26 protein-coding genes, 1 other RNA gene and 1 pseudogene are annotated in these 25,308 nt (G+C 60.7%); 15 read left to right on the top strand and 13 right to left on the bottom strand.

Annotation, left to right across the window (positions count from 1 at the left end):
* Positions 1-49 precede the first annotated feature (49 nt).
* Complete coding sequence (locus LUU92_RS27705) at positions 50-499, bottom strand: EVE domain-containing protein (RefSeq protein ID WP_222540617.1); 450 nt, start codon at positions 497-499, stop codon at positions 50-52.
* Between the two features lie 195 nt (positions 500-694).
* Here LUU92_RS27705 and LUU92_RS27700 point away from each other — a divergent pair, with 195 nt between their 5' ends.
* Positions 695-844 carry a hypothetical protein gene (locus LUU92_RS27700; protein ID WP_010207387.1) on the top strand — a complete coding sequence of 50 codons (150 nt, stop codon included), beginning with the start codon at positions 695-697 and terminating at the stop codon, positions 842-844.
* A 7-nt stretch (positions 845-851) separates the two neighbouring features.
* Here LUU92_RS27700 and LUU92_RS27695 read toward each other — a convergent pair whose 3' ends face one another.
* The 4 genes from LUU92_RS27695 to LUU92_RS27680 all read right to left on the bottom strand — a co-directional run bounded on the left by LUU92_RS27695 (position 852) and on the right by LUU92_RS27680 (position 2,271).
* Positions 852-1,481, bottom strand: a complete 630-nt coding sequence (locus LUU92_RS27695; protein WP_071490453.1) for a 5-formyltetrahydrofolate cyclo-ligase — start codon at positions 1,479-1,481, stop codon at positions 852-854.
* Between the two features lie 57 nt (positions 1,482-1,538).
* Positions 1,539-1,717, bottom strand: a non-coding RNA gene (gene ssrS / locus LUU92_RS27690) — 6S RNA.
* 30 nt (positions 1,718-1,747) lie between these two features.
* Complete coding sequence (locus LUU92_RS27685) at positions 1,748-2,065, bottom strand: cell division protein ZapA (protein ID WP_058426457.1); 318 nt, start codon at positions 2,063-2,065, stop codon at positions 1,748-1,750.
* The gene (locus LUU92_RS27680; protein ID WP_007982902.1) at positions 2,062-2,271 is read right to left on the bottom strand and encodes a TIGR02449 family protein; all 210 of its coding nucleotides are present in this window, start codon (positions 2,269-2,271) and stop codon (positions 2,062-2,064) included. The genes LUU92_RS27685 and LUU92_RS27680 overlap by 4 nt, the downstream gene beginning before the upstream one ends.
* A gap of 138 nt (positions 2,272-2,409) precedes the next feature.
* Between LUU92_RS27680 and LUU92_RS27675 the strand changes: the two genes are divergently transcribed.
* The 9 genes from LUU92_RS27675 to gcvH all read left to right on the top strand — a co-directional run bounded on the left by LUU92_RS27675 (position 2,410) and on the right by gcvH (position 11,805).
* Positions 2,410-2,967 (top strand): YecA/YgfB family protein, encoded by a 558-nt coding sequence (locus LUU92_RS27675; RefSeq protein WP_058426458.1) that lies wholly within the window; start codon positions 2,410-2,412, stop codon positions 2,965-2,967.
* A 20-nt stretch (positions 2,968-2,987) separates the two neighbouring features.
* Positions 2,988-4,310, top strand: a complete 1,323-nt coding sequence (gene pepP / locus LUU92_RS27670; protein WP_071490452.1) for a Xaa-Pro aminopeptidase — start codon at positions 2,988-2,990, stop codon at positions 4,308-4,310.
* Positions 4,307-5,494: a 2-octaprenyl-6-methoxyphenyl hydroxylase gene (ubiH, locus tag LUU92_RS27665; RefSeq protein WP_071490451.1), complete on the top strand. Its 1,188-nt coding sequence runs from the start codon at positions 4,307-4,309 to the stop codon at positions 5,492-5,494. Before pepP ends, ubiH begins: the two co-directional genes overlap by 4 nt.
* The gene (locus LUU92_RS27660) at positions 5,487-5,972 is read left to right on the top strand and encodes a DUF4442 domain-containing protein (RefSeq protein ID WP_092241773.1); all 486 of its coding nucleotides are present in this window, start codon (positions 5,487-5,489) and stop codon (positions 5,970-5,972) included. Before ubiH ends, LUU92_RS27660 begins: the two co-directional genes overlap by 8 nt.
* A gap of 9 nt (positions 5,973-5,981) precedes the next feature.
* Entirely contained in the window at positions 5,982-7,205 is a 1,224-nt protein-coding gene (locus LUU92_RS27655; protein WP_257103879.1) for a 2-octaprenyl-3-methyl-6-methoxy-1,4-benzoquinol hydroxylase, read from the top strand.
* A 153-nt stretch (positions 7,206-7,358) separates the two neighbouring features.
* Entirely contained in the window at positions 7,359-8,363 is a 1,005-nt protein-coding gene (locus LUU92_RS27650; RefSeq protein ID WP_071490448.1) for an extracellular solute-binding protein, read from the top strand.
* A gap of 149 nt (positions 8,364-8,512) precedes the next feature.
* Positions 8,513-10,129: an ABC transporter permease gene (locus tag LUU92_RS27645; RefSeq protein ID WP_071490447.1), complete on the top strand. Its 1,617-nt coding sequence runs from the start codon at positions 8,513-8,515 to the stop codon at positions 10,127-10,129.
* 156 nt (positions 10,130-10,285) lie between these two features.
* Complete coding sequence (gcvT, locus tag LUU92_RS27640; RefSeq protein WP_257102917.1) at positions 10,286-11,368, top strand: glycine cleavage system aminomethyltransferase GcvT; 1,083 nt, start codon at positions 10,286-10,288, stop codon at positions 11,366-11,368.
* A gap of 53 nt (positions 11,369-11,421) precedes the next feature.
* Positions 11,422-11,805, top strand: a complete 384-nt coding sequence (gene gcvH, locus LUU92_RS27635; protein ID WP_071490445.1) for a glycine cleavage system protein GcvH — start codon at positions 11,422-11,424, stop codon at positions 11,803-11,805.
* 42 nt (positions 11,806-11,847) lie between these two features.
* On the opposite strand, the gene LUU92_RS27630 is transcribed toward gcvH, so the two are convergent.
* The 6 genes from LUU92_RS27630 to LUU92_RS27605 form a co-directional block, all read right to left on the bottom strand.
* Positions 11,848-12,987 carry a DegT/DnrJ/EryC1/StrS family aminotransferase gene (locus tag LUU92_RS27630; RefSeq protein WP_092241782.1) on the bottom strand — a complete coding sequence of 380 codons (1,140 nt, stop codon included), beginning with the start codon at positions 12,985-12,987 and terminating at the stop codon, positions 11,848-11,850.
* Positions 12,988-13,161: 174 nt separating this feature from the next.
* Positions 13,162-13,476: a DUF2388 domain-containing protein gene (locus tag LUU92_RS27625; protein WP_003176799.1), complete on the bottom strand. Its 315-nt coding sequence runs from the start codon at positions 13,474-13,476 to the stop codon at positions 13,162-13,164.
* Between the two features lie 69 nt (positions 13,477-13,545).
* The gene (locus tag LUU92_RS27620) at positions 13,546-13,992 is read right to left on the bottom strand and encodes an NfeD family protein (protein ID WP_071490443.1); all 447 of its coding nucleotides are present in this window, start codon (positions 13,990-13,992) and stop codon (positions 13,546-13,548) included.
* Between the two features lie 10 nt (positions 13,993-14,002).
* Positions 14,003-14,923 carry an SPFH domain-containing protein gene (locus tag LUU92_RS27615; RefSeq protein WP_010207363.1) on the bottom strand — a complete coding sequence of 307 codons (921 nt, stop codon included), beginning with the start codon at positions 14,921-14,923 and terminating at the stop codon, positions 14,003-14,005.
* A gap of 77 nt (positions 14,924-15,000) precedes the next feature.
* Positions 15,001-16,680, bottom strand: coding sequence for a GspE/PulE family protein (locus LUU92_RS27610; protein WP_257102916.1), 1,680 nt, complete (start codon positions 16,678-16,680; stop codon positions 15,001-15,003).
* Between the two features lie 83 nt (positions 16,681-16,763).
* Positions 16,764-17,102, bottom strand: coding sequence for an ACT-like domain-containing protein (locus LUU92_RS27605; RefSeq protein ID WP_257102915.1), 339 nt, complete (start codon positions 17,100-17,102; stop codon positions 16,764-16,766).
* Positions 17,103-17,229: 127 nt separating this feature from the next.
* Between LUU92_RS27605 and LUU92_RS27600 the strand changes: the two genes are divergently transcribed.
* Positions 17,230-17,700: an Lrp/AsnC family transcriptional regulator gene (locus tag LUU92_RS27600; protein WP_010207358.1), complete on the top strand. Its 471-nt coding sequence runs from the start codon at positions 17,230-17,232 to the stop codon at positions 17,698-17,700.
* Between the two features lie 19 nt (positions 17,701-17,719).
* On the opposite strand, the gene LUU92_RS27595 is transcribed toward LUU92_RS27600, so the two are convergent.
* The gene (locus LUU92_RS27595) at positions 17,720-19,087 is read right to left on the bottom strand and encodes a CYTH domain-containing protein (RefSeq protein WP_222540612.1); all 1,368 of its coding nucleotides are present in this window, start codon (positions 19,085-19,087) and stop codon (positions 17,720-17,722) included.
* A gap of 158 nt (positions 19,088-19,245) precedes the next feature.
* On the opposite strand from LUU92_RS27595, the gene argE reads away from it, so the two are divergent.
* The gene (argE, locus tag LUU92_RS27590; protein ID WP_071490438.1) at positions 19,246-20,394 is read left to right on the top strand and encodes an acetylornithine deacetylase; all 1,149 of its coding nucleotides are present in this window, start codon (positions 19,246-19,248) and stop codon (positions 20,392-20,394) included.
* Positions 20,395-20,529: 135 nt separating this feature from the next.
* Complete coding sequence (gene argA, locus LUU92_RS27585) at positions 20,530-21,831, top strand: amino-acid N-acetyltransferase (RefSeq protein ID WP_071490437.1); 1,302 nt, start codon at positions 20,530-20,532, stop codon at positions 21,829-21,831.
* 32 nt (positions 21,832-21,863) lie between these two features.
* Here argA and LUU92_RS27580 read toward each other — a convergent pair.
* Positions 21,864-22,467 (bottom strand): annotated as a pseudogene (locus LUU92_RS27580) (ABC transporter substrate-binding protein).
* A 370-nt stretch (positions 22,468-22,837) separates the two neighbouring features.
* Between LUU92_RS27580 and LUU92_RS27575 the strand changes: the two are divergent.
* Together LUU92_RS27575 and LUU92_RS27570 are read left to right on the top strand one after the other, a co-directional pair.
* On the top strand, positions 22,838-24,208 hold the full coding sequence (locus LUU92_RS27575) for an OprD family porin (protein WP_071490436.1): 1,371 nt from the start codon (positions 22,838-22,840) through the stop codon (positions 24,206-24,208).
* A gap of 290 nt (positions 24,209-24,498) precedes the next feature.
* Positions 24,499-25,137 carry a peroxiredoxin gene (locus LUU92_RS27570; protein WP_071490435.1) on the top strand — a complete coding sequence of 213 codons (639 nt, stop codon included), beginning with the start codon at positions 24,499-24,501 and terminating at the stop codon, positions 25,135-25,137.
* Positions 25,138-25,308: the final 171 nt, after the last annotated feature.

Below are 25,308 nucleotides of genomic sequence, written 5' to 3'. Positions count from 1 at the left end.
GCGTCCTAGTGTGAGCGGTTTGCCCCGGTGCGGCGTTGATGCCGGTCAGTCAAATCAACTTGATGACGGCGGCCCATTGCTCGGGCGTGACGGGCATCACCGAAAGCCGGCTGCCTTTTTGCACCAGAGGCAATTCGGCAAGGGCCGTTTGCTGTTTGAGATAGCCCAGGCCGAGCACCTTGGGAAAGGTCTGGACATGGGCGACGTTGATCGCGCTCCACGGATTTTTTTCCGGGCTGGCCTTGGCGTCGAAGTAGTGGCTTTCGGGCTCCAGCGCGGTGGGGTCCGGATAGGCCGCCTCGATGATTTTGCCGATGCCGGCAATACCCGGCTCCGGGCAACTGGAGTGATAGAAGAAAAACTCGTCACCCACCGCCATGGCCCGCAGGAAGTTACGCGCCTGGTAATTGCGCACCCCGTCCCAGCGGGCTTGGCCGAGTTTTTCCAGGCCTTTGATGGAGAGCTCGTCGGGCTCGGATTTCATCAGCCAATAGGCCATTTTTGGGCTCCTGAAATAAGCAGTGGGCAAGTTGTCCTGCAATTTAATGACAAACCGACAGTCGGTTGGCGCCAAGGTTTGCGTGTTGGTTCACGTTACCGCAGAATGCCGGCTTTTAAAGCTTGACGCAGCTGCAACGGACTACTTTGGAACGTTGTTGTCATCGTGTACGAGATGCCTGAAGGGGGGCAATCGATGCAACGTAAACCGGATTTACTATGGATTTTGGTGATTTTGTTTGGTCTGGGCGTCGTGACCACCGGGTATGCCCAAAGCTTGTGGTCGAACAAGACCGATGCGCCCGTTGAACTGGCTCAGCAGCAGCCACAACCGTTCAAGCGCTGACCCTTCTTCAAGGCGCCGCTGACTCCAGTGGCGTCTTCGCACTATACCAATGCTTATCGGTGACGGTGCCCGCCAGCGGCACATCCCAGCTTGCCTGTGCCAACCGTTCGACCTTCTGACATTCATGGGCCAGGCCCAGCAGCGTCGGCTTGCGCCAGCTCTGTCGCCGCGCCAGGTAGGCCAGGCTGCGGTCGTAGAACCCGCCGCCCATGCCCAAGCGCCCTCCCGCATCATCGAACCCCACCAACGGCAGCAACACCAGGTCCAGCGCCCAGACGTTGCGTTGGCGGCTGATATTCATCCGGGGCTCCAGGATGCGAAAGCGATTGGGCAGCAGCTTTTCCCCAGGCCTTACGCGCTGGAACACCATCTTGGTCCGAGGCCACGCGCTGAGCACCGGCAGGTAGGTGGCCTTGCCCCGGCGCTGGGCGGCGCGCAGCAGCAAGCGCGGATCGATTTCACCGTCCGTCGGTAGATACAAAGAGATATGTTTGGCCCGGCGAAACAGCGGATGCTGTGCAAGTTGCCGATACAGGCCCCGGGCGGCCTTGCGCTGCTCGCTCGGCGTGAGGGCGCGGCGGGCTTTGCGCAACATGCGTCGAAGTTGCGGACGGGAAAGCGGCGCAGGTTCGGTCATGGTTTCGGCATCATAAAACAATGCCAGTCCGGAGACTGGCATTGAGTTTGGGAATTCAGGCTCCCCGACAGAGCCGCTGTCGACTTAGCCCTTGAACCCGAAAGTTCAAGGTGGAAGATGCAGTAGGCTTTAAGGCTTTCCGTCTAGCGGACATGCACACCAGCCCAACGTGCAACTTCCAGGGTAGTGCGAATCGGCTCAGGGACATCGCCGACTGGCAAACACGCCAGGGAGTGGGGCGAGTATACCTTAAACCGTCGCGGCAATCAGCCCTTGGGTGCTTCCGGGTCGCTGGAAAGCACCAGATCGACACGTTCCAGCAAGTCACGCACCTGCTCACGTGTCGAGCCGCTGGCCTGCACGTCAGGGCGTTCCTGCTTATGCAGCAGATCGTGGGTAATGTTCAGGGCGGCCATCACGGCGATGCGGTCAGCGCCGATGACTTTGCCGCTGCTGCGGATTTCACGCATCTTGCCATCCAGGTAGCGGGCGGCGCTCACCAGGTTGTTGCGCTCTTCCTGGGGGCAGATGATCGAATATTCTTTGTCGAGGATCTGCACGGTGACGCTATTGCTTGAACTCATGAGTCTTGCTCCAGGGCCTTCAGGCGCGAAATCATCGATTCGACCTTACGCCGGGCGATTTCGTTTTTTTCAATGAGGTGAGCGCGTTCCTCGCGCCAGGTCTTTTCCTGAGCTAATAGGAGTCCGTTTTGACTCTTAAGTTGCTCGACCCGAGTAATTAGCAATTCGAGTCTGGCCATCAGCGCTTGCAGGTCGGTGTCTTCCATTGGGTTCCACTGGATTTGTCTGATGAATGGCAACTGCAGGATAAACGATCTGACGCCCTTGATAGTCTTGGTACGTCTGCCGGTGCTAGGATACAGCGCTCCATTCTAGACATTGCGCCGTCTGGCGCCTAGCTCACCATGCCTATTCAGAACTCCCCATACGATGCTTTCTCCAAACTGCTGAGCGCCAGCGGCCACCCCTGCTCGCCAGCCGAACTGCACGGCGTGTTGCTGGGCCGTAGCTGCACCGGCGTCGGCTTTGATGCCGACAACTGGCTGGCCGACGTGGCCGAGCTGCTGGAAACCGAACCGACCGACAACGTGCGCAACGCGCTGATCGGCTTGCAAGAGATGGTCAAGGGCGAGCTGACCGGTGATGACGTCACCGTGGTCCTGCTGCTGCCGACCGACGACGCGCCGCTTACCGAGCGTGCCGCCGCACTGGGCCAATGGTGCCAGGGCTTCCTCCACGGTTTCGGCGTGAACGCCGGCGGCCTGGAACTGAGCACCGACGCCAAGGAAGTGCTGCAGGACCTGGCAGCCATCTCCCAGGTGCAAGACGCCCTGGAAGAGTCCGAAGACGGTGAGGGCGACTACATGGAAGTGATGGAATACCTGCGCGTCGCGCCGCTGCTGCTGTTCACCGAGACCAAAAAATCGGCTGAGCCGGCTGCACCCAAGCCTTCGCTGCACTAAGAAAGGAAACCCATCTGCCCATGATCCATATCCCGAAAGCGGAATACACCCGGCGCCGCAAGGCGCTCATGGCGCAGATGGAACCCAACAGCATCGCGATCCTGCCGGCCGCCGCCGTGGCGATCCGCAACCGTGATGTCGAGCATGTCTACCGCCAGGACAGCGACTTCCAGTACCTGAGCGGCTTCCCCGAGCCGGAAGCGGTGATCGTGCTGATGCCCGGTCGCCAGCACGGCGAGTACGTGCTGTTCTGCCGCGAACGCAACGCCGAACGCGAACTGTGGGACGGCCTGCGCGCCGGCACCGAAGGCGCAATCCGTGACTTTGGCGCCGACGATGCCTTCCCCATCACCGATATCGACGACATCCTGCCCGGCCTCATCGAAGGCCGCGACCGGGTGTACTCGGCCATGGGCAGCAATGCGGAGTTCGACCGGCACCTGATGGAATGGATCAACGTGATCCGCTCCAAAGCCCACCTGGGCGCCCAGCCACCGAACGAATTCGTTGCGCTGGATCATCTGTTGCACGACATGCGCCTGTATAAATCGGCGGCGGAAGTGAAGGTGATGCGCGAGGCGGCGCGAATCTCCTGCGCGGCCCACGTGAAGGCGATGCAGGCCAGCCGGGCCGGCCTGTATGAGTTCAGCCTGGAAGCCGAGCTGGATTATGAATTTCGCAAAGGCGGCGCGAAAATGCCGGCCTATGGTTCCATCGTCGCCGCCGGGCGCAACAGCTGCATCCTGCATTACCAGCAGAATGACGCGGTGCTCAAGGACGGCGACCTGGTGCTGATCGACGCCGGTTGCGAGATCGACTGCTATGCCAGCGACATCACCCGCACCTGGCCGGTCAATGGCAAGTTCTCGCCGGAACAAAAGGCGATCTACGAGATTGTGCTGGCCTCCCAGGAAGCGGCCTTCGCCGAGATCGCCCCGGACAAGCATTGGAACCAGGCCCATGAGGCGACCGTGCACGTCATCACCGCCGGGTTGGTCAAGCTGGGATTGTTGCAGGGTGACGTCGACGAACTGATCGCCAGCGAAGCCTATAAGGCGTTTTACATGCACCGCGCCGGCCATTGGCTGGGCATGGATGTACATGATGTGGGCGAATACAAAGTGGGCGGTGAATGGCGTGTGCTGGAAGTCGGCATGGCGTTGACCGTGGAGCCGGGGATCTACATTTCGCCGGACAACCAGAACGTGGCAAAGAAATGGCGTGGCATTGGCGTACGCATCGAGGACGACGTGGTAGTGACCAAGCAAGGCTGTGAAATCCTGACCGGCGGCGTGCCCAAGACCGTCGCCGACATCGAAGCGCTGATGGCGGCTGCCCGATGAGCCGGGTCAACCTGGCGATCATCGGCGGCGGCCTGGTGGGTGCCAGCCTGGCACTGGCGTTGCAGGCCGGGGCCAGGGCCCGTGGCTGGAAGATCGTGCTGATCGAACCCTTCGCGCCGGGCGACAGCTACCAGCCGAGCTACGATGCACGTTCGTCGGCGCTGTCCTTCGGCGCCCGGCAAATCTATCAGCGCCTGGGCCTGTGGCAGGACATTTCCCGCCGCGCCGAGCCGATCAAGCAGATCCATGTGTCCGACCGTGGGCGTTTCTCCACTGCACGTCTGTCCGCGATGGAGGAGGGCGTGCCGGCTCTCGGCTACGTGGTGGAAAACGCCTGGCTGGGCCAATGCCTGTGGCAAGGCCTGGACAAAGACGTGGTCAGCTGGCGTTGCCCGGCCGAGGTCACACGCATGGAGCCGCTGCCCGATGGCTACCGCCTGACCCTCAATGATGAAACCGTGCTGGAGTGTGATCTTGCCGTACTGGCCGACGGCGGCCGCTCCGGCCTGCGCGAGCAATTGGGCATTGGCGTGAAAACCCGCCCGTACAATCAGAGCGCGCTGATCGCCAACATCACCCCTAGCGAAGCCCACAACGGCGAGGCGTTCGAGCGCTTCACCGATGAAGGCCCGATGGCCTTGCTGCCGCTGCCAGACAACCGCTGCGCGCTGGTCTGGACCCGCATCGGCATGGATGCGCAGCGCCTGGCCGGTCTCGATGAGCGCAGTTTCCTGAGTGAATTGCAGGGTGTGTTCGGCTATCGCCTGGGCACCCTCAAGCAGGTCGGTGCCCGCCACCTGTATCCGCTGACGCTGGTGGAAGCCGAGGAGCAGGTGCGTTCGCACCTGGCGATCCTTGGCAATGCCGCCCACAGCCTGCACCCGATTGCCGGGCAAGGCTTCAACCTGTCCCTGCGTGACGCGAATGCCCTGGCCGAGGCCTTGCTGGCCGGGCCGCAGGTGCCGGGTGATTTAGCCACCTTGCAGGGCTATCGCGAGCGCCAGCGACTGGACCAGAGCCTCACCGTGGGCTTCTCCGACCAGGTCACCCGCCTGTTTGGCAGCGCCCAACCGTTGGTCGCGGTGGGGCGCAACCTGGGTTTGCTGGGCCTGGACCTGTTGCCGCCGGCCAAGCGCTGGTTCGCCCGGCAGGCCATGGGCCTGGGCACGCGCCCCGATGCGTAAGTGGTTGATCGCGCGTCTGGGCAAGGCGCGGTTGTTGCGTTGGATCATGACCCTGTACCCGCCGTATCTGGGCGCGGGGGTCAGCGTGCAGCACATGAGCGCCGATTTTCGTCACGTCAAAGTGCGCATGGGCCTGGGCTGGTACAACCGCAACTATGTCGGCACGCAATTCGGCGGCAGCCTGTACTCGATGGTTGACCCGTTCTACATGTTGATGCTGATGGAGAACCTGGGCCGCGACTACATCGTGTGGGACAAGGCGGCGAGTATCGATTTCATTTCGCCCGGCAAAGGTCCGGTGTATGCCGAATTCTCCATCGACGAGACCTTGTTGGACGAGATCCGTCGACACACCGAAGGTGGCGAGAAGTACCTGCCCCACCTCGAGGTGCAGATTCATGACGGCTCCGGCACCCTGGTGGCGCGGGTCGACAAAACCCTTTACGTGCGGCGCAAGCCGCCAGTGAGACAGGCTTAAAGCATGGATATGCGCGCAGATGTGCTGATTGTCGGGGCCGGAATGGTCGGAAGCGCCCTGGCGCTGGCGTTGCAGGGCAGCGGCCTGCAGGTGCTGCTGCTCGACGGCAGCCCGCTGAGCGTCAAGCCGTTCGACCGTGACGCGGCGTTTGAACCCCGCGTGAGCGCCTTGTCGGCTGCCAGCCAACGCATCCTCGAACGCCTGGGCGTGTGGGACGGCATCCTGTCGCGCCGCGCCAGCCCTTATGGCGAGATGCAGGTGTGGGACGGCAGCGGCACCGGGCAGATCCACTTCTCGGCGGCCAGCGTACATGCCGAGGTGCTCGGGCATATCGTCGAGAACCGCGTTGTGCAGGATGCCTTGCTCGACCGTCTGCACGACTGCGACCTGGGCCTGCTGGCCAATGCGCGCCTGGAACAGATGCGCCGCTCCGGCGATGACTGGCTGCTGACCCTGGCCGACGGGCGCAAATTGCGCGCGCCGCTGGTGGTGGCCGCCGATGGTGCCAACTCCGCCGTACGCCGCCTGACCGGCACCGCCACCCGCGAATGGGATTATCTGCATAACGCCATCGTTACCAGCGTGCGCAGCAGCCAGCCGCATCAGCGCACGGCGTGGCAACGCTTTACCGATACCGGCCCGCTGGCGTTTTTGCCGCTGGTGCGGGATGGGCATGAGGATTGGTGTTCGATCGTCTGGTCGACCACGCCGGCCGAGTCCGAGCGCTTGATGGCGCTGGATGATGAACGTTTCTGCCGTGAACTGGAACGCGCCTTTGAAGGGCGCCTTGGTACGGTGCTGAGCGCCGACCCGCGCGTGTGCGTCCCGTTGCGTCAGCGCCACGCCAAACGCTACGTGGCCGAAGGCCTGGCATTGATCGGCGACGCGGCCCACGTCATCCACCCATTGGCGGGACAGGGCGTGAACCTGGGCTTCCTTGATGCGGCGACATTGGCTGAAGTCTTGTTGGCGGCGACCGAGCGCGGCGAGCGCCTGGCGGACGTGAAGGTGCTGAGCCGATACGAGCGTCGACGCATGCCGCATAACCTGGCGCTGATGGCGGCGATGGAGGGCTTTGAGCGGTTGTTCCAGGCCGATCAACTACCGCTGCGCTGGCTGCGCAACGCCGGGCTGAAGATGGTCGACCAGATGCCCGAGGCCAAGGCCGTGTTCGTACGCCAGGCTCTCGGCCTGACTGGCGATCTACCGGACCTTGCCAAACCCTGGTATTGAAATGCGACCCTTGTGGGAGGGGGCTTGCCCCCGATGAGGCCATCAGCCTACAAGCAATATCCGTCATGCAACATCTGGTAACGCCTCCACCGAGCGCTACCAAATGTGAGTCCTTATCATTTGCCCTCTTTTTGCAAATGAGAGACCGCACCCATGTTGGCACCCAAGCGCCTCCTGACTGCCCTGGCACTCACCCTGATCGGCAGCACCACCGTGCAGGCCGCCGACGAAGTGGTGGTCTACTCCTCGCGTATCGATGAGCTGATCAAGCCGGTCTTCGACGCCTACACCCAAAAAACCGGCGTGCAGGTCAAGTTCATCACCGACAAGGAAGCGCCGCTGATGCAGCGCATCAAGGCCGAGGGCGCAAACGCAACCGCCGACCTGTTGCTCACCGTCGATGCCGGCAACCTCTGGCAGGCCGAGCAGATGGGTATCCTGCAACCGTTCACCTCTCCGGTGATCGACAAGAACATTCCCCTGCAATATCGCTCGTCAAAACACACCTGGACCGGCTTGAGCCTGCGCGCACGCACCATCGCCTATTCCACCGACCGGGTAAAACCGGGTGACCTCACCACCTACGAAGCCCTGGCCGACAAACAATGGGAAGGCCGCCTGTGCCTGCGTACGGCGAAAAAGGTCTACAACCAGTCGCTGACCGCCACCCTGATCGAAACCCACGGCGCGGCCAAGACCGAAGAGATCGTCAAGGGTTGGGTCAACAACCTGTCCACCGACGTGTTCTCCGATGACATCGCCGTGCTCGAAGCCATCAACGCCGGGCAGTGCGACGTGGGTATCGTCAACACCTACTACTATGGCCGCCTGCACAAGCAGAAGCCGGACCTGGCCGTGAAGCTGTTCTGGCCGAACCAGGGTGACCGTGGCGTGCACGTGAACCTGTCGGGTATCGGCCTGACCCAGCACGCGCCGCATCCGGAAGCCGCCAAGGCGCTGGTGGAGTGGATGACCACGCCTGAGGCGCAGAAGATCTTTGCCGACGTGAACCAGGAGTTCCCGGCCAACCCGGCGGTGCCGCCGTCAGCCGAAGTGGCGACGTGGGGCAAGTTCGTCGCGGATACCTTGCCGGTGGAAGTCGCGGGCAAGCGACAGGCTGAGGCTATTCGGTTGATGGATCGCGCCGGCTGGAACTGACACACTACGGGTCAAAATGTGGGAGGGGGCTTGTCCCCGATAGCGGGATATATCAGTTCACTCATCATGGACAGATCCACCGCCATCGGGGGCAAGCCCCCTCCCACATTGGATTGAGTTGAATTTAAGACATTCATTGAGAGCTGACTTTGGCCCACCCCGCCCAACGCCGCTGGTACCTGCCGGTCTTTACCGTCGCCGCCCTGGTGCTGTTGCCGCTGAGCGTGCTGTTGCTGTCCTGGCAAAGTATCGATGCACAGGTCTGGTCGCACCTGTGGGAAACCCAGATGCCGCGCCTGCTGGGCAACACGCTCACCCTGGTGCTGGGCGTCGGCATTGGCGTGACCCTATTGGGCGTCAGCCTGGCCTGGCTGACCAGCCTCTGCGAATTCCCCGGACGACGCTGGCTCGATTGGGCACTGATGTTGCCGTTCGCCATTCCTGCCTATGTGCTGGCCTTTGTATTTGTCGGCCTGCTGGACTTCTCCGGCCCCGTGCAAACCCTGTTGCGTGAATGGTTCGGCACCGGGCTGCGCCTGCCACGGGTGCGCTCCACCGGCGGTGTGATCATCGTTCTGGTCCTGGTGTTCTATCCCTATGTTTATCTATTGGCGCGCACCGCATTCCTGGCCCAGGGCAAAGGCCTGATGGAGGCCGCGCGGGTGCTCGGGCAATCGCCATGGCGAGCGTTCTGGCACGTGGCTCTGCCCATGGCGCGCCCGGCGATTGGGGCTGGAGTCGCCTTGGCGTTGATGGAAACGCTGGCGGATTTCGGCGCGGTCTCGGTGTTCAACTTCGATACGTTCACCACCGCCATCTACAAGACGTGGTACGGCTTCTTCAGTCTTTCCAGCGCCGCCCAACTGGCCAGCCTGTTGCTGCTGGTGGTGATGTTGGTGCTGTACGGCGAGCGGCGCGCCAGGGGCGCCAGCCGGCCAGGCAATGAGCGGCCACGGGGCAAGGCGTTGTACCACCTGCGCGGGGTCAAGGCGGCCGCAGCCAGCAGTTGGTGCGCGTTGGTGTTCGCCTGCGCGTTTGTCATCCCGATGCTGCAACTGGTGGCCTGGTTCTGGCAGCGCGGCCGCTTCGATCTGGATGAGCGCTATTCGGGCCTGATCCTCCATACGCTTTACCTGGGCGGCATCGCGGCCTTGATCACGGTCAGCGTGGCGCTGGTACTGGCGTTCGCCAACCGCCTGGCGCCGACACGGGCGATCCGTTCCGGTATCAGCCTGGCCAACGTTGGCTATGCCTTGCCGGGCTCGGTGCTGGCGGTATCGATCATGTTGGCGTTCAGCTATCTGGACCGTGAACTGGTGGTGCCGCTGTCCGGCTGGCTCGGCGGGGCGGGCAAGCCGTTGTTGCTGGGCAGCCTGTCGGCGCTGGTGCTGGCGTATCTGGTGCGTTTCCTGGCGGTGGCCTATGGGCCGTTGGAAAACAGCCTGGCGCGTATCCGTCCGTCCCTGCCGGAAGCTGCACGCAGTCTTGGCGTCAGTGGTCCACGACTGTTTTGCAAAGTGTATCTCCCGTTGCTGTTGCCGGGGACGTTGAGCGCAGCACTCCTGGTGTTTGTCGATGTGCTCAAGGAAATGCCTGCCACCTTGCTGATGCGCCCGTTCGGCTGGGACACGCTGGCGGTGCGGATCTTTGAAATGACCAGCGAAGGCGAGTGGGCACGGGCCTCTTTGCCGGCGTTGACCCTGGTGCTGGTGGGCCTGTTGCCGGTGATCGGGCTCATCCGACGCTCTGCACGGCAAATCGGTTAGGTGCCAGTCCTACGGCTTGCGGCTACAATGCGCGGCATTCGGTGCGCTTCGTCTTTTGGAGCGGGTCGCTGGACGTGGCTGCAGGCCTTGTGAATCAAGGTGTTCAGCGCGGACAGTAGCTCCGCGCACCTTCGCCAAGCCCGGAAGGAGAAACCCATGGGACAGCGTACGCCTCTGTATGACCTGCATCTCGCCCTCGGCGCGAAAATGGTCGATTTTGGCGGTTGGGATATGCCTCTGCACTACGGCTCGCAAGTTGAGGAGCACCATCAGGTGCGACGCGACTGCGGGGTGTTCGATGTATCTCATATGACCGTGATCGATGTCAGCGGCCCCCAGGCCAAGGAATGGCTGCAGCACCTGCTGGCCAATGATGTCGAACGCCTGCACGACTGCGGCCGTGCGTTGTACAGCGCCATGCTCAACGAGCAGGGCGGCGTGGTGGACGACATGATTGTCTACCGCACCGAGGCCGCCTATCGGCTGGTGGTCAACGCCGCCACCCGCGACCAGGATATGGCCTGGATGCACGCGCAACTGGGCGACTATCAGGTGCAACTGCATGAGCGCGCCGAGTTGGCGATGCTGGCCATCCAAGGCCCCCACGCCCGGCAGAAGATCGCTGAGCTGGTCACTCAATCGCGCAGCACCCTGATTCACCAGCTCAAGCCCTTCGAAGGCCACGCCGATGGTGACTGGTTTATCGCACGTACCGGGTACACCGGCGAAGACGGCCTGGAAATTGTCCTGCCTGCCGATCAGGCACCGGGCTTTTTCAATGACCTGGTGGGCGCTGGTATTTCACCCATCGGCCTCGGCGCCCGCGATACCTTGCGCCTGGAAGCGGGCATGAACCTGTACGGCCAGGACATCCACCAGGAGGTTTCGCCCCTGGCGTCGAATATGGCCTGGAGCATCGCCTGGGAACCGGCCGAGCGTAATTTCATTGGCCGCACCGCACTGGAAGCGGAAAAAGCAGCTGGTGTGCAGTTCAAACTGGTCGGGCTGGTGCTGGAAGAACGCGGGGTTTTGCGTGCTCACCAGGTGGTTCGTATCGCCAATATTGGCGAAGGGGAGATCACCAGTGGTAGTTTCTCTCCTACGCTGAGCAAATCCATTGCGCTGGCGCGTGTACCGACGGCAACCGCTGATCGGGCCGAAGTGGAAATCCGCGGCAAGTGGTACCCGGTTCGAGTGGTCAAACCGACCTTCGTGCGCCATGGCAAAACCTTGATCTAACCTATTTCCGGCAGGCCGAAGGCCGCTGACATTACTTCTTGAGGACACAGACTATGAGCGATATCCCTGCCGACCTGCGTTTTGCCGAAAGCCACGAATGGGCACGCCTGGAAGCTGACGGCACCGTGACCGTCGGTATTTCCGACCATGCCCAGGAAGCGTTGGGTGATGTGGTGTTTGTTGAGTTGGCCGAAGTGGGCGCCCAGTTTGACGCGACTGGCCAGGCGGGTGTGGTTGAGTCGGTCAAGGCCGCCTCGGATATCTACGCCCCGGTTGCAGGCGAAGTGATTGCCGTCAACGAAGAACTGAGTGGTAGCCCGGAGCTGCTGAACTCTGATCCCTACGGCGCTTGGATCTTCAAGCTCAAGCCAAGCAACCCGGCTGATCTGGATAAATTGCTGGATGCTGCCGGCTACAAAGCCGCCATCGGCGAGTGATCCTGTTGCGGGAGCCGGTCAAACGGCTCCCGCAATGTGTTTTCAGGGCTGTAGAACCGCCTTCACGGCTGCCACCGACCGCTCCACATCCGCCTCTGTCATCGCTGTAAACATCGGCAACGACACGATCAAACGCCCCACTCTCTCCGCCACCGGGAACATGCCTTCCTTGAACCCCTGTGCCCGATAAAGGCTCAGCAGGTGGATCGGCGGGTAGTGATAGCCAATGCCGACGCCATGAGCCTGCATCTGCTCCATGAAGGTGGCGCGGGCTGGCAGACCGTCTTGACGTTCCGGCAGCACCAGTTGAAACAGGTGCCAGTTGCTGTTCTCGAAGTCTGCCGGCGGCAGTTGTGCGCCGTACTGCTCTTCAAAGTCACTGCCAAAGCATTTGAAGTAGTGCCGCGCCAGGTTCTGGCGGTGAGCAGTGATCTGCTCGATATGGGCAAATTGCCCCAGGCCAATGGCGGCGGCGATGTCGGTCATGTTGAACTTGCCGCCCAATACATCCACGTCGAGGCCGTCGAAGCCGGTGCGGGTAACGCCCTGCAGGCGGTATTTTTCCGCCAGCCGTGCCTCTTCGGCGTTGTTCAACACCAGGCAGCCGCCCTCGGAAGAGGTGATGTTCTTGTTGGCCTGGAAACTGAACGACACAAAATCCCCGGTGGCGCCAATACGCTCGCCATCCCAGCTGGAACCCAGCGCCTGCGCCGCATCTTCGATAATGCGCAGGTTGTACTTGTTCGCCAGTGCATACAGCATCGGCATATCCAGGGGCAGGCCGGCCAGGTAGACCGGGATGATCGCCTTGGTGCGCGGGGTAATCGCCGCTTCCACCTGGGACAGGTCGATATTGCGGGTCACCGGGTCAATATCGGCAAACACCGGCGTAGCGCCCACTTCCAGGATCACGTTGGCCGTGGCCACCCAAGAGATTGGCGTGGTGATGACTTCATCGCCCGGACCGATGCCGGCAATGCGCAAGGCAATCTCCATGGTGCAGGTGCCCGAGTTGAAGGTGCGCACCGGCCGACCGCCAAGGTACTCCGACAACTGCGCCTCGAATGCCTGGACCTTCGGCCCGCTGGTGATCCAGCCCGAGCGCAGTACATCGCCGACCGCTGCAATGGTGGCTTCATCAATGGTGGGTTTGGAAAACGGCAGGAAGGGCAGTTGGCTCATGACGACGAAGGCATCCGTTTCAGGTTGGCGATGAGTAAGCGAGGTATCAGTACCGGCATGGTTGCACGGGTTGACTGAATATAGCCTGTCGCCCGTGAATGAATTGTCATGCGCGGGGAAAAACGTGGACAAAAAAATGCCGCTTCAACAGCGGCATTTTTCAGAGCGATGGAATCACTCGGTGACAGCATTTTTCGCAAGGATGGCGTTGGCCAACTCCATGTCCGTGGCCTGCAGACCAGGGTTATCAGCGCGAACTTTCTGCATTGCTGCTTCCAGGTATGGACCACGGATGCCGCCGTCGCTGGCAACGAAGCTGCCTGCGTCGTCTTGTGCAGCGACCACCAGCTTGTGGTCCTTGAAGGTCAGGTACGTCGAGCCGGTAGTGGCGCCGGACGAGATGACATTGCGCCAGAAACTGTCGGCCATGGCTGATCCGACAGGGAGGGAAAGCACAGCAAGGGTTGCGACAGCATATTTGAGACGCATGATGGGTGACTCCGGGTGGGTTATCTGTACTTTATGATTGTAGTTAGCCCAATCGAGTTCCATCACTGACTAAACAGTTTCAACCCTTAACACCACGCCTTCCTGGCCAACCACCCGTACTTGGGCGCCTACGGGGCTGTCCGGGCCGGTCACCATCCACACGCCATCACCGACTTTCACCTTGCCCCGGCCATCCACAATCGCCTGGTGCACCACGAAGGTGCGGCCGATCAGCTCGGAGCCGCGTTCGTTGAGCCCCGGCTGGTCGCTGGCCTTGGCGCTGCTGCGCTGACGTTTCCACCAGTACACCGCCGTCATTATCGACAACACGGCAAACAGCAGGAGTTGCCATTCCAGCCCCAGGGGTGGCACCAGGAACTTGATCACGCCCACGGCCGCCGCGGCGATACCCATCCACAACAGGTAACCGCCAGCGCCGAATACCTCAAGAATCAGCAGTACCGTGCCCAGTGCCAGCCAATCCCAGAACGACAGATGCTGCAGGAAATCCCACATGGCGCTGGCCTCAGCCTTTCTTGTTGTCGAACGTTGCCTTGACGATCTCGCCGATACCGCCAACTGCGCCGATCACCTGGCTGGCTTCCAGCGGCATCAGGATGACCTTGCTGTTGTTGGCCGAAGCCAGCTTGCCCAGGGCGTCGATGTATTTCTGTGCGACGAAGTAATTGACCGCCTGCACATTGCCCGACGCGATTGCTTCCGATACCACCTGTGTGGCGCGGGCTTCGGCTTCGGCCTGACGCTCACGGGCTTCGGATTCAAGGAACGCCGCCTGGCGGCTCCCTTCGGCCTCGAGAATCTGTGCCTGCTTCTTGCCTTCTGCCGTCAGGATCGCCGAGGCGCGCAGGCCCTCGGCTTCGAGGATCTGCGCACGCTTGATCCGTTCGGCTTTCATCTGGCCCGACATCGCGGCCATCAGGTCGGCGGGCGGGCTGATGTCCTTGATCTCGATACGGGTGATCTTGATCCCCCACGGCGCGGTGGCTTCGTCCACGGTCTTCAGCAGTTTTTCGTTGATGCCGTCACGCTGGCTGAGCATGGCATCCAGTTCCATGGAGCCGAGCACGGTACGGATGTTGGTTTGCAGCAGGTTGCGGATGGCGTGTTCGAGGTTGTTCACCTCGTAGGCGGCCTGGGCGGTGTTGACCACCTGGAAAAAGCACACGGCGTCGATCTGCACGGTGGCGTTGTCGGCGGTGATGACTTCCTGGGGCGGGATATCCAGTACGCTTTCCATCACGTTGATCTTGCGACCGATGCGGTCCATGACCGGGATGATGATGTTCAAGCCAGGCTTGAGGGTATTGGTGTAACGGCCGAAACGCTCGACCGTCCATTGGTAGCCCTGGGGGACCACCTTGAAGCCCATGAACAGGATGGCGATGGCCAGCCCCACGAAAAGAAGCAGTACGGTTCCGATCTGCATAGCGATTCCCTATCTGATGGTGTCAGTGAAACGACGTTGGGCCGATTGTAACGGTGTTGTCACCGATAAGAACGGTTTCACTGCTTAACAAACAAAGGATTTGTTACCGAATCCCCGGGAGTCACCCGCAAGACTTCCGCCATCGTGGTGAGCCCCGCCGCGACCTTCTGCATGCCGGCCATACGCAAGCTGCGCATGCCGTGAGTCACTGCTGCCTGGCGCAGGGCCTGCACATCGGCCCCAGGCGTGATCAAAGTCCTGAGCGCTTCGTTCAAAACCATGATTTCGTAAACGCCGGCCCGCCCCTGATAACCGCTGTGTCGACATTCAACGCAACCGACCGCTTCATGGGCGTCACCCAACGCACGCTTGCAGTGGGGGCACAGAACCCGCACCAAACGCTGCGCCATTACGCCGAGCAAGGTGGCTTTGATCAAATAATGCGCAATGCCCAGCTCCTGCAGGCGGCTGATGGCGCTGGGCGCATCGTTGGTATGCAGGGTCGACAGCACCAGGTGCCCGGTCAATGCAGCCTGGATCGCCATTTCGGCGGTCTCCTGGTCGCGGATCTCGCCGATCATGATGATGTCCGGGTCCTGGCGGAGCAGGGCGCGGATGCCGCTGGCGAAGGTCAGGTCGATATTGTGCTGCACCTGCATCTGGTTGAACGCCGGCTCGACCATTTCGATCGGGTCTTCCACCGTGCACAGGTTGACTTCCCGCGTGGCCAATTGCTTGAGCGTGGTGTAGAGGGTGCTGGTCTTGCCTGAACCGGTAGGGCCGGTGACCAGGATGATGCCGTTGGTCTGGCTCGTCATGGCTTGCCAGCGTTGCTGGTCCTCAACCGATAAACCAAGCTGGTCAAAGCCCTTGAGCAGCACCTGTGGGTCGAAGATCCGCATCACCAGCTTTTCGCCAAACGCCGTGGGCAAGGTGGACAGGCGCAACTCCACTTCCGCTCCGGTCGGGCTTTTGGTCTTGACCCTGCCGTCCTGGGGCCTGCGCTTTTCTGCCACGTTCATGCGGCCCAGGCTTTTGAGGCGGCTGACGACTGCCATCGTGACCTGGGGCGGGAACTGATAGACGTCGTGCAGCAACCCGTCGATGCGAAAGCGCACACGGCCCTGTTCACGGCACGGTTCAATGTGGATATCGCTGGCCCGCTGGCCGAAAGCGTACTGCAACAGCCAGTCGACGATGTTGACGATATGCGCGTCGTTGGCATCCGGCTCCTGGTCGCTGGCGCCGAGGTTGAGCAGTTCGTTGTTGCCCGGTGCCGCAACTTTTTGATCGGCGCCGCTGACGGACTTCGCCAGCCGGTAGAACTCGCCGATACAGCGCGTTATGTCATGGGGGTTGGCAACCACACGCTTGATCGAGCGCTTGAGCACCTGCGCCAGCCCGGCTTCCCAACTGGTGACGTGGGGCTGGGCGCTGGCGACGGTGACCGTCTGCGCGTCCACCGCCACTGCAAGGATGGCGTGGCGTTGGGCGAACGCATGGGACATCAGCGGCACGACCGTCGCCACATCGATCTTCAACGGATCGATGCGCAGGTACGGTTGCCCGGCATGCTGGGCCAGCCATTCGGTCAGGGTTTCCAGACTGGGGCCAAGGGCTGCGATGCTTTCCAGGGGATGCAAGGTGTTGCTGGCCGGCAGCGCCGACAACTGCTGTGCAACTTCCGGGGTGATCACTCGCCCTTCGAGCAAAGCCGGCAGCAGCTGACGCAGTTCCAATCGTTGATCAACCGGCATGGAGATTTTCCTGAGGGCAGTGGGCGTAAATCCCAGGCTAGCCAGCCCCTGAATATCTTCCTCCCGGCGTGTATTGCAGGGTCTTACTGAGCAACCGTCATCACTGCCTGAGGCGCCACGGAATCAGCCGACCACACGTCCAGTGTGCACACGCTGATCAGGTTTCGAATCTTTTCACCGATCACCTGGGCGCGGTGCCAGCTCAGGCCGTCCATCACGATGCCGATGTTTAACAGGTCTTCTTCGCGGTTGACCGTAACCTGCTGTGGCGTGAGGAATTGCAGAGCGAAATAGTTGAGTACCCGGCACATCACGTCGGGCTCCGCCTCGGCGACGATCTGGTAATGGGCCTGGCAATGGGCGCTGTTGACGGCCCACGCATCGACGCGGGTGGCGGGGTGGTTGGTTTCGACGGCATGCATGGGAAAGCTCCGGATTCGACTGGAGAAATTTTTACATTCGCCACGGGAGATTTCTTATCTAAGATGGGCCTTATTTGTCGAAAATCGAATCAATCAATTCAGAATAAGTGCGATGGAGGGTATTTATATGCACAGCGAGTTGGACGCCTACGACCGCCGTATCCTGGCCCTGTTGCAAGAAGACGCTTCTCTCTCCAGCGCGCAGATCGCCGAACAGGTCGGCCTGTCCCAGTCGCCTTGCTGGCGACGTATCCAACGGCTCAAGGAAGAGGGCGTGATTCGTGGCCAGGTGACCTTGCTGGATCGCAAGAAGATCGGCCTCAACACGCAGATATTCGCCGAGGTGAAACTCAACGCCCACGGCCGCTCCAACTTCACCGAGTTCACCGATGCGATTCGCGGGTTCCCGGAAGTGCTGGAGTGTTATGTGCTGATGGGGGCGGTGGACTTTCTGCTGCGTATCGTCACCTCGGACATCGAGGCGTATGAGCGGTTTTTCTTCGAGAAACTGTCGATGGTGCCTGGGATTCAGGAGGTTAATTCGATTGTGGCTTTATCCGAGATCAAATCCACCACCAGCCTGCCAGTATTGCGCTGACAGGCTGGTGATAGCGGCCTTACAGACGCAGCAGAGTCTTCCACGCCCGGTTCTGATACACCGCAATCGCCTGATGCATCCGCGCATCCAGCGACTCATCGGTAATCGGCTGGTTGGCCAGTTGCACCAACTTGTTCAGCTCGCCGTACAGACGGTCCAGTTCCGGAATGTCGACCACCTGGCGCGCATGGTGCAGCCAGGCCTGGATGCGTTCGATACGCGGCAGTTGCTCGGCCAGGTCTTCCGGCTGTTGCTGGTAGCGCGGCAGTTGCAGGGCGACAGCGTCGTCGGCCAGCAGGCGCGGCAGCCAGTTGGTGATTTGCGCGGCGCCCTGGCGGTTGCCACGCACGTTGCGGTCGGCGGTCCAGGTGCGGGCGAGCAGCCAGCGTGAAGCGTTCAGTGAGAACAGGCCCCAGCGCACGTCGTCCAGTTCTTCGGCGAACTGTTCCGGCGCGGCTTTGCGGATGTCCTCGTCGTCATCACCGGCCTGTACCAGTGGACGCCAGTCTTCCAGCAGGGCATCGAGTGCGCTGCGCAGTTCGCTGGTGGACTGACGCGGTGCCGCCTGGCCAAGGCTGCCGACCAGGGCACGCAGTTCGCCGAGGTTGTCGACCCAGTCTTGCAGCAGGCGCCAGTGGCCATTGAAACGGTATTGCTCGGCCAGGCGTTGGCTGCTGCCCAGCAGGTGCCACATGATCGCAGCGAAGGCATCGTCCAGCGGCATTTCAGCGTGGATCTGCGGCGCCGGCAGGCTCAGGGAGTAGCTACTGGCGTCGTACAAGCGGTAGCCGCGCTCGGCCTTGCTGATATCGCACGGCATCAACGCCAGGGTCGCGGCCAGCTCGGCGGCCAACTCCAGCAGGGCGGCCGGTTCGCCTTCGCGCAGTTCCAGTTCCAGCTCGCAGATTTCTTCTTTCTGCTTGCCGACCACCACGTGGCCCAGATCCAGGGCGGCTTCGATCACCACCTTGGCCTTGCCGCGACCCCAGGCGATTTCGGCGCGCTCACGCACGAAGTCGGTGGTGAAGATCGGCTTGAGGGTCTTTTTGTCCAGCTCGGCCAGTTGCTCGGGCCAGCATTCGCCGTCGAGCTTCTTCACGTCGAGCTTGGCTTTAGGCAGTTCCCAGTTGTATTCGTTACGTTCCGACAAGCCGGCGACGCTCTGGCCGCGGGTCTTGAGGGTCTGGATGATGTCGTCACCGTCCTTGCGCAGGCGCAGGGCGACTTTGGCCTGGGCCAGGTCGCGCTCGGGGGTGTCGAAGTACTGGTTCATCAACTCACGGCGTTCCCAGCCACTTTTGTTGCGTTTTTTCAGGAGCGGGTGCTCACGCAGCGCGGCGAGGGTCTCGCGGCTGACGCGGAGCTTGATTTCAGTTTCTTTTTGCATGGCCGGAACATCCAGGATCGGGAGCGCAGCCGGGGAAATGAGTGGCTGCCAAGGTCGTGCAGTGTACAGGACTGAGCCCGGCAACGCGCCGCAACGGTTTATTGTGTCGTGCAGATGGCTCTATAGTGAGGCTCATCCGGGAAGTCGAGAGGCCGAGCATGCCGTTACCGTCCATGAAAGAGCAGTTTGCCGCGTTGATTGCCGCGCCATCCGTGAGCTGCACCCAGGCCTCTCTCGACCAGACCAACCGCCCGGTGATCGACTTGCTCGCCGCTTGGCTGGGGGATCTGGGTTTCGCCATCGACATCCAGCCAGTCAGCCCCGGCAAGTTCAACCTGTTGGCCAGTTACGGCAGTGGGCCCGGAGGCCTGGTGCTGGCGGGTCATAGCGATACCGTCCCTTATGACGCAGCGCTGTGGAAGACCGACCCGCTCAAGCTGACGGAAGTTGACGGCCGTTGGGTAGGATTGGGCAGCTGCGACATGAAGGGCTTTTTCGCGCTGGCCATCGAAGCGGTGTTGCCGCTGCTGGATCAGCCGTTCAAACAGCCTCTGCTGATTCTCGCCACCTGTGATGAAGAAAGCTCCATGTCCGGCGCTCGCGCACTGGCCGAAGCGGGCCGCCCGCTGGGTCGCGCAGCGGTGATCGGCGAGCCGACCGGCCTCAAGCCGATCCGCCTGCACAAAGGCGTGATGATGGAACGCATCGATATTCTTGGCCAAAGCGGCCACTCGTCGGACCCCAGCCTGGGCCACAGCGCGCTTGAAGCCATGCACGACGCCATCGGCGAACTGCGCGGCCTGCGCCTGGCCTGGCAGCGCGAGTACCGCAACCCTCAGTTCAGCGTGCCGCAACCGACCATGAACTTCGGTTGCATCCACGGCGGCGACAACCCCAACCGCATCTGCGGCCAGTGTTCCCTGGAGTTCGACCTGCGCCCACTGCCGGGCATGGACCCCCAGGTGCTGCGCGATGCGATTCGCCAGAAGCTCCAGCCGGTGGCCGAGCGCCATCAGGTCAAGATTGACTATGCGCCCCTGTTCCCCGAAGTACCGCCGTTCGAGCAACCGGAAGATGCCGAACTGGTACGGGTGGCGGAACGATTGACCGGCCATCGTGCCGAAGCAGTAGCGTTCGGCACCGAAGCGCCTTATCTTCAGCGCCTTGGTTGTGAAACCCTGGTGCTCGGCCCCGGCGACATCGCCTGCGCACACCAGCCGGGCGAATACCTCGAAATGTCACGCTTGACGCCTACAGTGCGTCTATTGCGGGAACTGATCGAACATTACTGCCTGAAACCTGCATAAATTAACCCCTGCCTGTTCGTACATAGAAGGAGAGTGAGCGTGTCGCCAAGCCTGTTCCGACGATAACCATCAGCCCGCCGTGCGCTTTCACGATTCATCCTTTTTCGGCTGCTTTTTATTACAGGCCCAGGTTCTATGCCCGACTACGTTAACTGGCTTCGCCATGCGTCCCCCTACATCAATGCCCACCGCGACTGTACCTTTGTGGTCATGCTGCCTGGCGATGGTGTGGAACATCCCAACTTCGGCAATATCGTCCACGACCTGGTGCTGCTGCACAGCCTGGGTGTGCGATTGGTACTGGTCCACGGTTCGCGCCCACAGATCGAAGCGCGCCTTGAAGCGCGGGGCCTGACCCCGGCTTACCACGAAGGCTTGCGCATCACCGATGCCGCAACCCTGGAGTGCGTGATCGACGCGGTCGGCCATCTGCGTATCGCCATCGAAGCGCGCCTGTCGATGGACATGGCCTCGTCACCGATGCAGGGCTCGCGCCTGCGCGTTGCCAGCGGCAACCTGGTGACGGCACGTCCGATCGGTGTACTCGAAGGCGTGGACTACCATCACACTGGCGAAGTGCGCCGCGTCGACCGCAAGGGTATCAATCGCTTGCTGGATGAGCGCTCCATCGTGTTGCTGTCGCCGCTGGGGTATTCGCCCACCGGTGAGATCTTCAACCTGGCCTGCGAAGACGTCGCGACCCGCGCCGCCATCGACCTGGGCGCCGACAAGCTGCTGCTGTTTGGCGCCGATATGGGCTTGATCGATGAAAACGGCCGCCTGGTACGCGAGCTGCGCCCGCAACAGGTGCCGGCTCACCTGCAGCGCCTGGGCAAAACCAACTACCAGGCCGAATTGCTCGATGCCGCCGCCGAAGCGTGCCGGGGTGGAGTAGGGCGCAGCCATATTGTCAGCTACGCCGAAGACGGCGCCTTGCTCACCGAGCTGTTTACCCGGGACGGCGGCGGTACGCTGGTGGCCCAAGAGCAATTCGAGCAGGTGCGCGAAGCGGCGATTGAGGATGTCGGCGGTTTGCTCGACCTGATCAGCCCGCTGGAAGAGCAGGGCATCCTGGTACGCCGTTCGCGGGAAGTGCTGGAACGTGAGATCGAGCAGTTCAGCGTGGTAGAGCGCGAAGGCATGATCATCGCCTGTGCAGCGCTGTATCAGATCGCCGATTCGGACGCGGGAGAGCTGGCTTGCCTGGCAGTGAACCCGGAATATCGCCATGGCGCTCGTGGCGATGTGTTGCTGGAGCGCATCCAGGCCCGTGCCCGGGCGCAGGGGTTGAAGACCTTGTTTGTCCTCACCACCCGCACCGCGCACTGGTTCCGTGAGCGGGGGTTTGTGCCGAGCAGTGTCGACCGCCTGCCGTCGGCGCGGGCGTCGCTGTACAACTATCAGCGTAATTCGAAGATCTTCGAGAAGGCCCTGTAACCCACACCCTGTAGGAGCCGGTTAACCGGCTCCTACAGGGAGCAGGGCTTGACGAATTTGTCGGTCACGAAGGCCGAGTCATCCGGCAGCACTACCTCAACCTTCCCCTGTTACTCCAAGAGCTTCGCCGTCTCCCCGATTGCCTTCACCGTGCCGTCTTTTGGCAGCGCATCGTTTTGTTGTGCCTGGGCATCCGGGAATGTCGTGCCGGCTAGCAGCTCATGAATGTCTGCGGCGTCGGCGCCTGTCATTTTCGCGATTTTCTGCACCGGTTTCGAATCTACTAATGAGAGGTTGAGACAAACGGCGTGGCGATGGTTTTACCGATCAAATCCTTGGGTGCGTCAATGTGGCTGTCCTTACGCACCACCGATGCTTCAGAAGTATTGATCTGGGCCGATACGATGAACGCGACGATGGATAGATTCCGTGATGCCGCTGCGGCAGCGGCGCTGGAACCGAGGTTGCCGATTTGCACGTCGCCCGAGGCGATGGCGGTTACGACTTCCGGCCCACTGTTGAATGGCGCCAGGCAATTTTCTAGCCGATGGGCAAATCGGCCGCTTGGACACCAAAAGAAACTATTAGTGACACAAAAACTGTAACAAATTGACGGGAGGATATGCGTTTGGCCATGATGGCGTCGCCTTTTTGATCGTGGGTGACGTATGCAACCTTACGGCCACACTAATCGATCTAAAAAAGTGCTAACAAATACCCTTTAGGAATTAGCTTGTGAAGCGGTTCGTCTACGCTGACGGGTTCGCGTCATGCAAAGGCTTATTCCCGAATCGTATGAAAAAGAATGAAATAATTCTTTTTGGGTGTATGAAAAACTCATTACCCTGCAGGGACCAAATCAACTGCGATTAGACGAAGGTAGTAGACACACAAGGTTACGATTGACTTGGTGGTCACTATCTGGCGCTAATCGCGCATCTGTGGATCGAGGGCGTCAGACCCGAGACCAAAGAAATACAAAAATTAGAAATGAGAGGAGCGGTACATGAAGAAGTCAACATTGGCGTTGGCCGTAGCTTTGGCTGCGATTGCCCAGCAGGCAAACTCCGCCGGTTTCATCGAAGACAGTAAGGCAACTCTGGGGCTGCGTAACTTCTACATCAACACCGATAACCGTGACGGTCACCCTAACGCCACGTCCAACACGCGTAGCAAAAACGCTGAATGGGGCCAAGGCTTCGATCTACGTTTCATCTCGGGTTACACCCAAGGTACTGTGCAGTTCGGTGTTGACGCGATTGGTCTGTACGGCGTGCGTCTGGATTCGAGCCGTGCTGATCACGGTAACTACACCGGCACTGCTTCGGGCGGTACCGTCTTCCCAAGCGACGGCAACAAAGCCGTCCACGATTACGCCAGCCTGGGCGTGACCGGTAAGGTGAAGATCTCCCAGACCGAACTGAAGCTGGGCACCCTGCAGCCAAAACTGCCGGTTATCGTGACCAACGATGGTCGTCTGCTGCCGCAAACCTTCCAAGGCGGCCAGATCACCACCAACGACATCAAGGATTTGACCTTGGTGGCCGGTCAGGTGGAAAAGGCCAAGGGCCGTAACTCCAGCAACAACGAAAACCTGTCGATTGGCGGCGCCAACGGTAGTTCCAACTACAATGCCGGCAAGTTCAGCAACAAGTTCTACTACGCCGGTGGTGACTACAAGCTGACCAAAGACCTGACTGCCCAGTACTACTACGGCAATCTGGAGGACTTCTACAAGCAGCACTTCCTTGGTCTGACCCACAACTGGGCAATCGGTCCAGGCGTTCTGAAGTCTGACCTGCGTTATTTCAACAGCTCGGACGATGGCAAGAACGGCGACACCGCCGCTTACTACTCCAGCGGTAACTACAACAACTTCAACGCGGGTAAAGGCAAGGTCGACAACAACCTGTACAGCGGCCTGTTCCTGTACACCGTTGCCGGTCACACCTTCGGTGGTGGTTACCAGGTCAGCAATGGTAGCAGCGACTTCCCTTGGTTGAACCAGGGCGACGGCTCGTCGGCTTACATCACTACCGACATGCAGATCCAGAAGTTCGCCCGCGCTGGCGAGCGTACCTGGCAAGCTCGCTACGCTTATGACTTCGCAAAAGTCGGTGTACCTGGCCTGACCGCTGGTGTTGTTTACCTGAAAGGTAGCGACATCGACACCATCGCCAACAACAACGGTCGTGCCGAAACCACTGGTCAATCCGAGTGGGAGCGCGACATCACTGTTGCCTATGTGATTCCGGAAGGCCCGCTGAAAAACCTGGGTGTTGCCTGGAAAAACGCTATGTGGCGTACCGACCTGGCGAACACCCGTTCCCAGGACGAAAACCGCCTGATCGTCAGCTACTCGCTGCCACTGTTCTAGTAGCGTGACGCTGTTGTAAGCCTGTAAAGCCCTGCCCGGTGCAACACCGGGCAGGGTGTCTTGCTTTCAAGTCGGGCCAAACCCCCGCAGGCCCTTCCTGACCCCTCTTTGTACAGCGTCTCAAGGCCTTCTCGAACCTTGAAAACGATGTTGCTCCTCGTCTGCCCCCGCGTCCAATGAACAGATTTTTAATATTCCTTTATCGTCTAGATAAATTGATATTTATTCTTTTTAAATAATCCACAATCCATGCACAGTGGGCTCCATAAGCACTCACCAGGAGCCACACCATGAGCCTAAGACTGGGCGATATCGCCCCCGACTTCGAACAGGATTCCAGCGCCGGCACGATTCGTTTCCACGAATGGCTGGGCGATAGCTGGGGTGTGCTGTTTTCCCACCCGGCGGATTTCACCCCGGTGTGCACCACCGAGCTGGGTTTCACCGCCAAGCTCAAGGACGAATTCGCCAAGCGCGGCGTCAAGGCCATCGCCCTGTCGGTCGACCCGGTGGATTCGCACCACAAGTGGATCGAAGACATCAACGAAACCCAGAACACTGTTGTCAACTTCCCGATCCTGGCCGACGCCGATCGCAAAGTGTCCGACCTCTACGACCTGATCCACCCCAACGCCAGTGACACCCTCACCGTGCGTTCCTTGTTCGTGATCGACCCGAACAAGAAGATCCGCCTGACCATTACCTACCCGGCCAGCACCGGGCGCAACTTCCACGAGATCCTGCGGGTCATCGACTCGTTGCAGCTCACCGACAGCCACAAGGTCGCCACGCCCGCCAACTGGCAGGACGGTGATGAGGTGGTGATCGTGCCTTCGCTCAAGGATGAGGAAGAGATCAAGAGACGCTTTCCGAAGGGCTATCGCGCGGTGAAGCCGTACCTGCGCCTGACACCACAACCGAATCGCTGATCACATAGCAGGGGTTTTGAGGCCGTTTCGACGGCCTTTTTTTTCGGCTGCGATTTCATACCTGGTATATGCATTTAAAGAATAAACAAATGAAAAAATAAGATTTATAGATATATGAATCTGCTGATAAGGTCTGTTCCATCTTGGCGCCATCGCCACACAGCGAACCGC

The organism is Pseudomonas extremorientalis (genome assembly GCF_024584605.1).
Taxonomy (GTDB): Bacteria; Pseudomonadota; Gammaproteobacteria; order Pseudomonadales; family Pseudomonadaceae; genus Aquipseudomonas; species Aquipseudomonas extremorientalis.
This window is presented reverse-complemented; position numbering and strand designations above follow the sequence as displayed.

Coding starts and splice junctions, on each gene's coding strand:
- LUU92_RS27695 (WP_071490453.1), bottom strand. CDS start 1,481: ATGACCGAACCTGCGCCGCTTTCCCGTCCGCAACTTCGACGCATGTTG.
- LUU92_RS27700 (WP_010207387.1), top strand. CDS start 695: ATGCAACGTAAACCGGATTTACTATGGATTTTGGTGATTTTGTTTGGT.
- LUU92_RS27655 (WP_257103879.1), top strand. CDS start 5,982: ATGCGCGCAGATGTGCTGATTGTCGGGGCCGGAATGGTCGGAAGCGCC.
- LUU92_RS27600 (WP_010207358.1), top strand. CDS start 17,230: ATGCACAGCGAGTTGGACGCCTACGACCGCCGTATCCTGGCCCTGTTG.
- LUU92_RS27570 (WP_071490435.1), top strand. CDS start 24,499: ATGAGCCTAAGACTGGGCGATATCGCCCCCGACTTCGAACAGGATTCC.
- LUU92_RS27615 (WP_010207363.1), bottom strand. CDS start 14,923: ATGCAGATCGGAACCGTACTGCTTCTTTTCGTGGGGCTGGCCATCGCC.
- LUU92_RS27595 (WP_222540612.1), bottom strand. CDS start 19,087: ATGCAAAAAGAAACTGAAATCAAGCTCCGCGTCAGCCGCGAGACCCTC.
- LUU92_RS27575 (WP_071490436.1), top strand. CDS start 22,838: ATGAAGAAGTCAACATTGGCGTTGGCCGTAGCTTTGGCTGCGATTGCC.
- argA (WP_071490437.1), top strand. CDS start 20,530: ATGCCCGACTACGTTAACTGGCTTCGCCATGCGTCCCCCTACATCAAT.
- LUU92_RS27660 (WP_092241773.1), top strand. CDS start 5,487: ATGCGTAAGTGGTTGATCGCGCGTCTGGGCAAGGCGCGGTTGTTGCGT.
- gcvH (WP_071490445.1), top strand. CDS start 11,422: ATGAGCGATATCCCTGCCGACCTGCGTTTTGCCGAAAGCCACGAATGG.
- LUU92_RS27650 (WP_071490448.1), top strand. CDS start 7,359: ATGTTGGCACCCAAGCGCCTCCTGACTGCCCTGGCACTCACCCTGATC.
- LUU92_RS27625 (WP_003176799.1), bottom strand. CDS start 13,476: ATGCGTCTCAAATATGCTGTCGCAACCCTTGCTGTGCTTTCCCTCCCT.
- LUU92_RS27705 (WP_222540617.1), bottom strand. CDS start 499: ATGGCCTATTGGCTGATGAAATCCGAGCCCGACGAGCTCTCCATCAAA.
- LUU92_RS27680 (WP_007982902.1), bottom strand. CDS start 2,271: ATGGAAGACACCGACCTGCAAGCGCTGATGGCCAGACTCGAATTGCTA.
- LUU92_RS27605 (WP_257102915.1), bottom strand. CDS start 17,102: ATGCATGCCGTCGAAACCAACCACCCCGCCACCCGCGTCGATGCGTGG.
- LUU92_RS27685 (WP_058426457.1), bottom strand. CDS start 2,065: ATGAGTTCAAGCAATAGCGTCACCGTGCAGATCCTCGACAAAGAATAT.
- LUU92_RS27610 (WP_257102916.1), bottom strand. CDS start 16,680: ATGCCGGTTGATCAACGATTGGAACTGCGTCAGCTGCTGCCGGCTTTG.
- argE (WP_071490438.1), top strand. CDS start 19,246: ATGCCGTTACCGTCCATGAAAGAGCAGTTTGCCGCGTTGATTGCCGCG.
- LUU92_RS27620 (WP_071490443.1), bottom strand. CDS start 13,992: ATGTGGGATTTCCTGCAGCATCTGTCGTTCTGGGATTGGCTGGCACTG.
- ubiH (WP_071490451.1), top strand. CDS start 4,307: ATGAGCCGGGTCAACCTGGCGATCATCGGCGGCGGCCTGGTGGGTGCC.
- pepP (WP_071490452.1), top strand. CDS start 2,988: ATGATCCATATCCCGAAAGCGGAATACACCCGGCGCCGCAAGGCGCTC.
- LUU92_RS27675 (WP_058426458.1), top strand. CDS start 2,410: ATGCCTATTCAGAACTCCCCATACGATGCTTTCTCCAAACTGCTGAGC.
- gcvT (WP_257102917.1), top strand. CDS start 10,286: ATGGGACAGCGTACGCCTCTGTATGACCTGCATCTCGCCCTCGGCGCG.
- LUU92_RS27630 (WP_092241782.1), bottom strand. CDS start 12,987: ATGAGCCAACTGCCCTTCCTGCCGTTTTCCAAACCCACCATTGATGAA.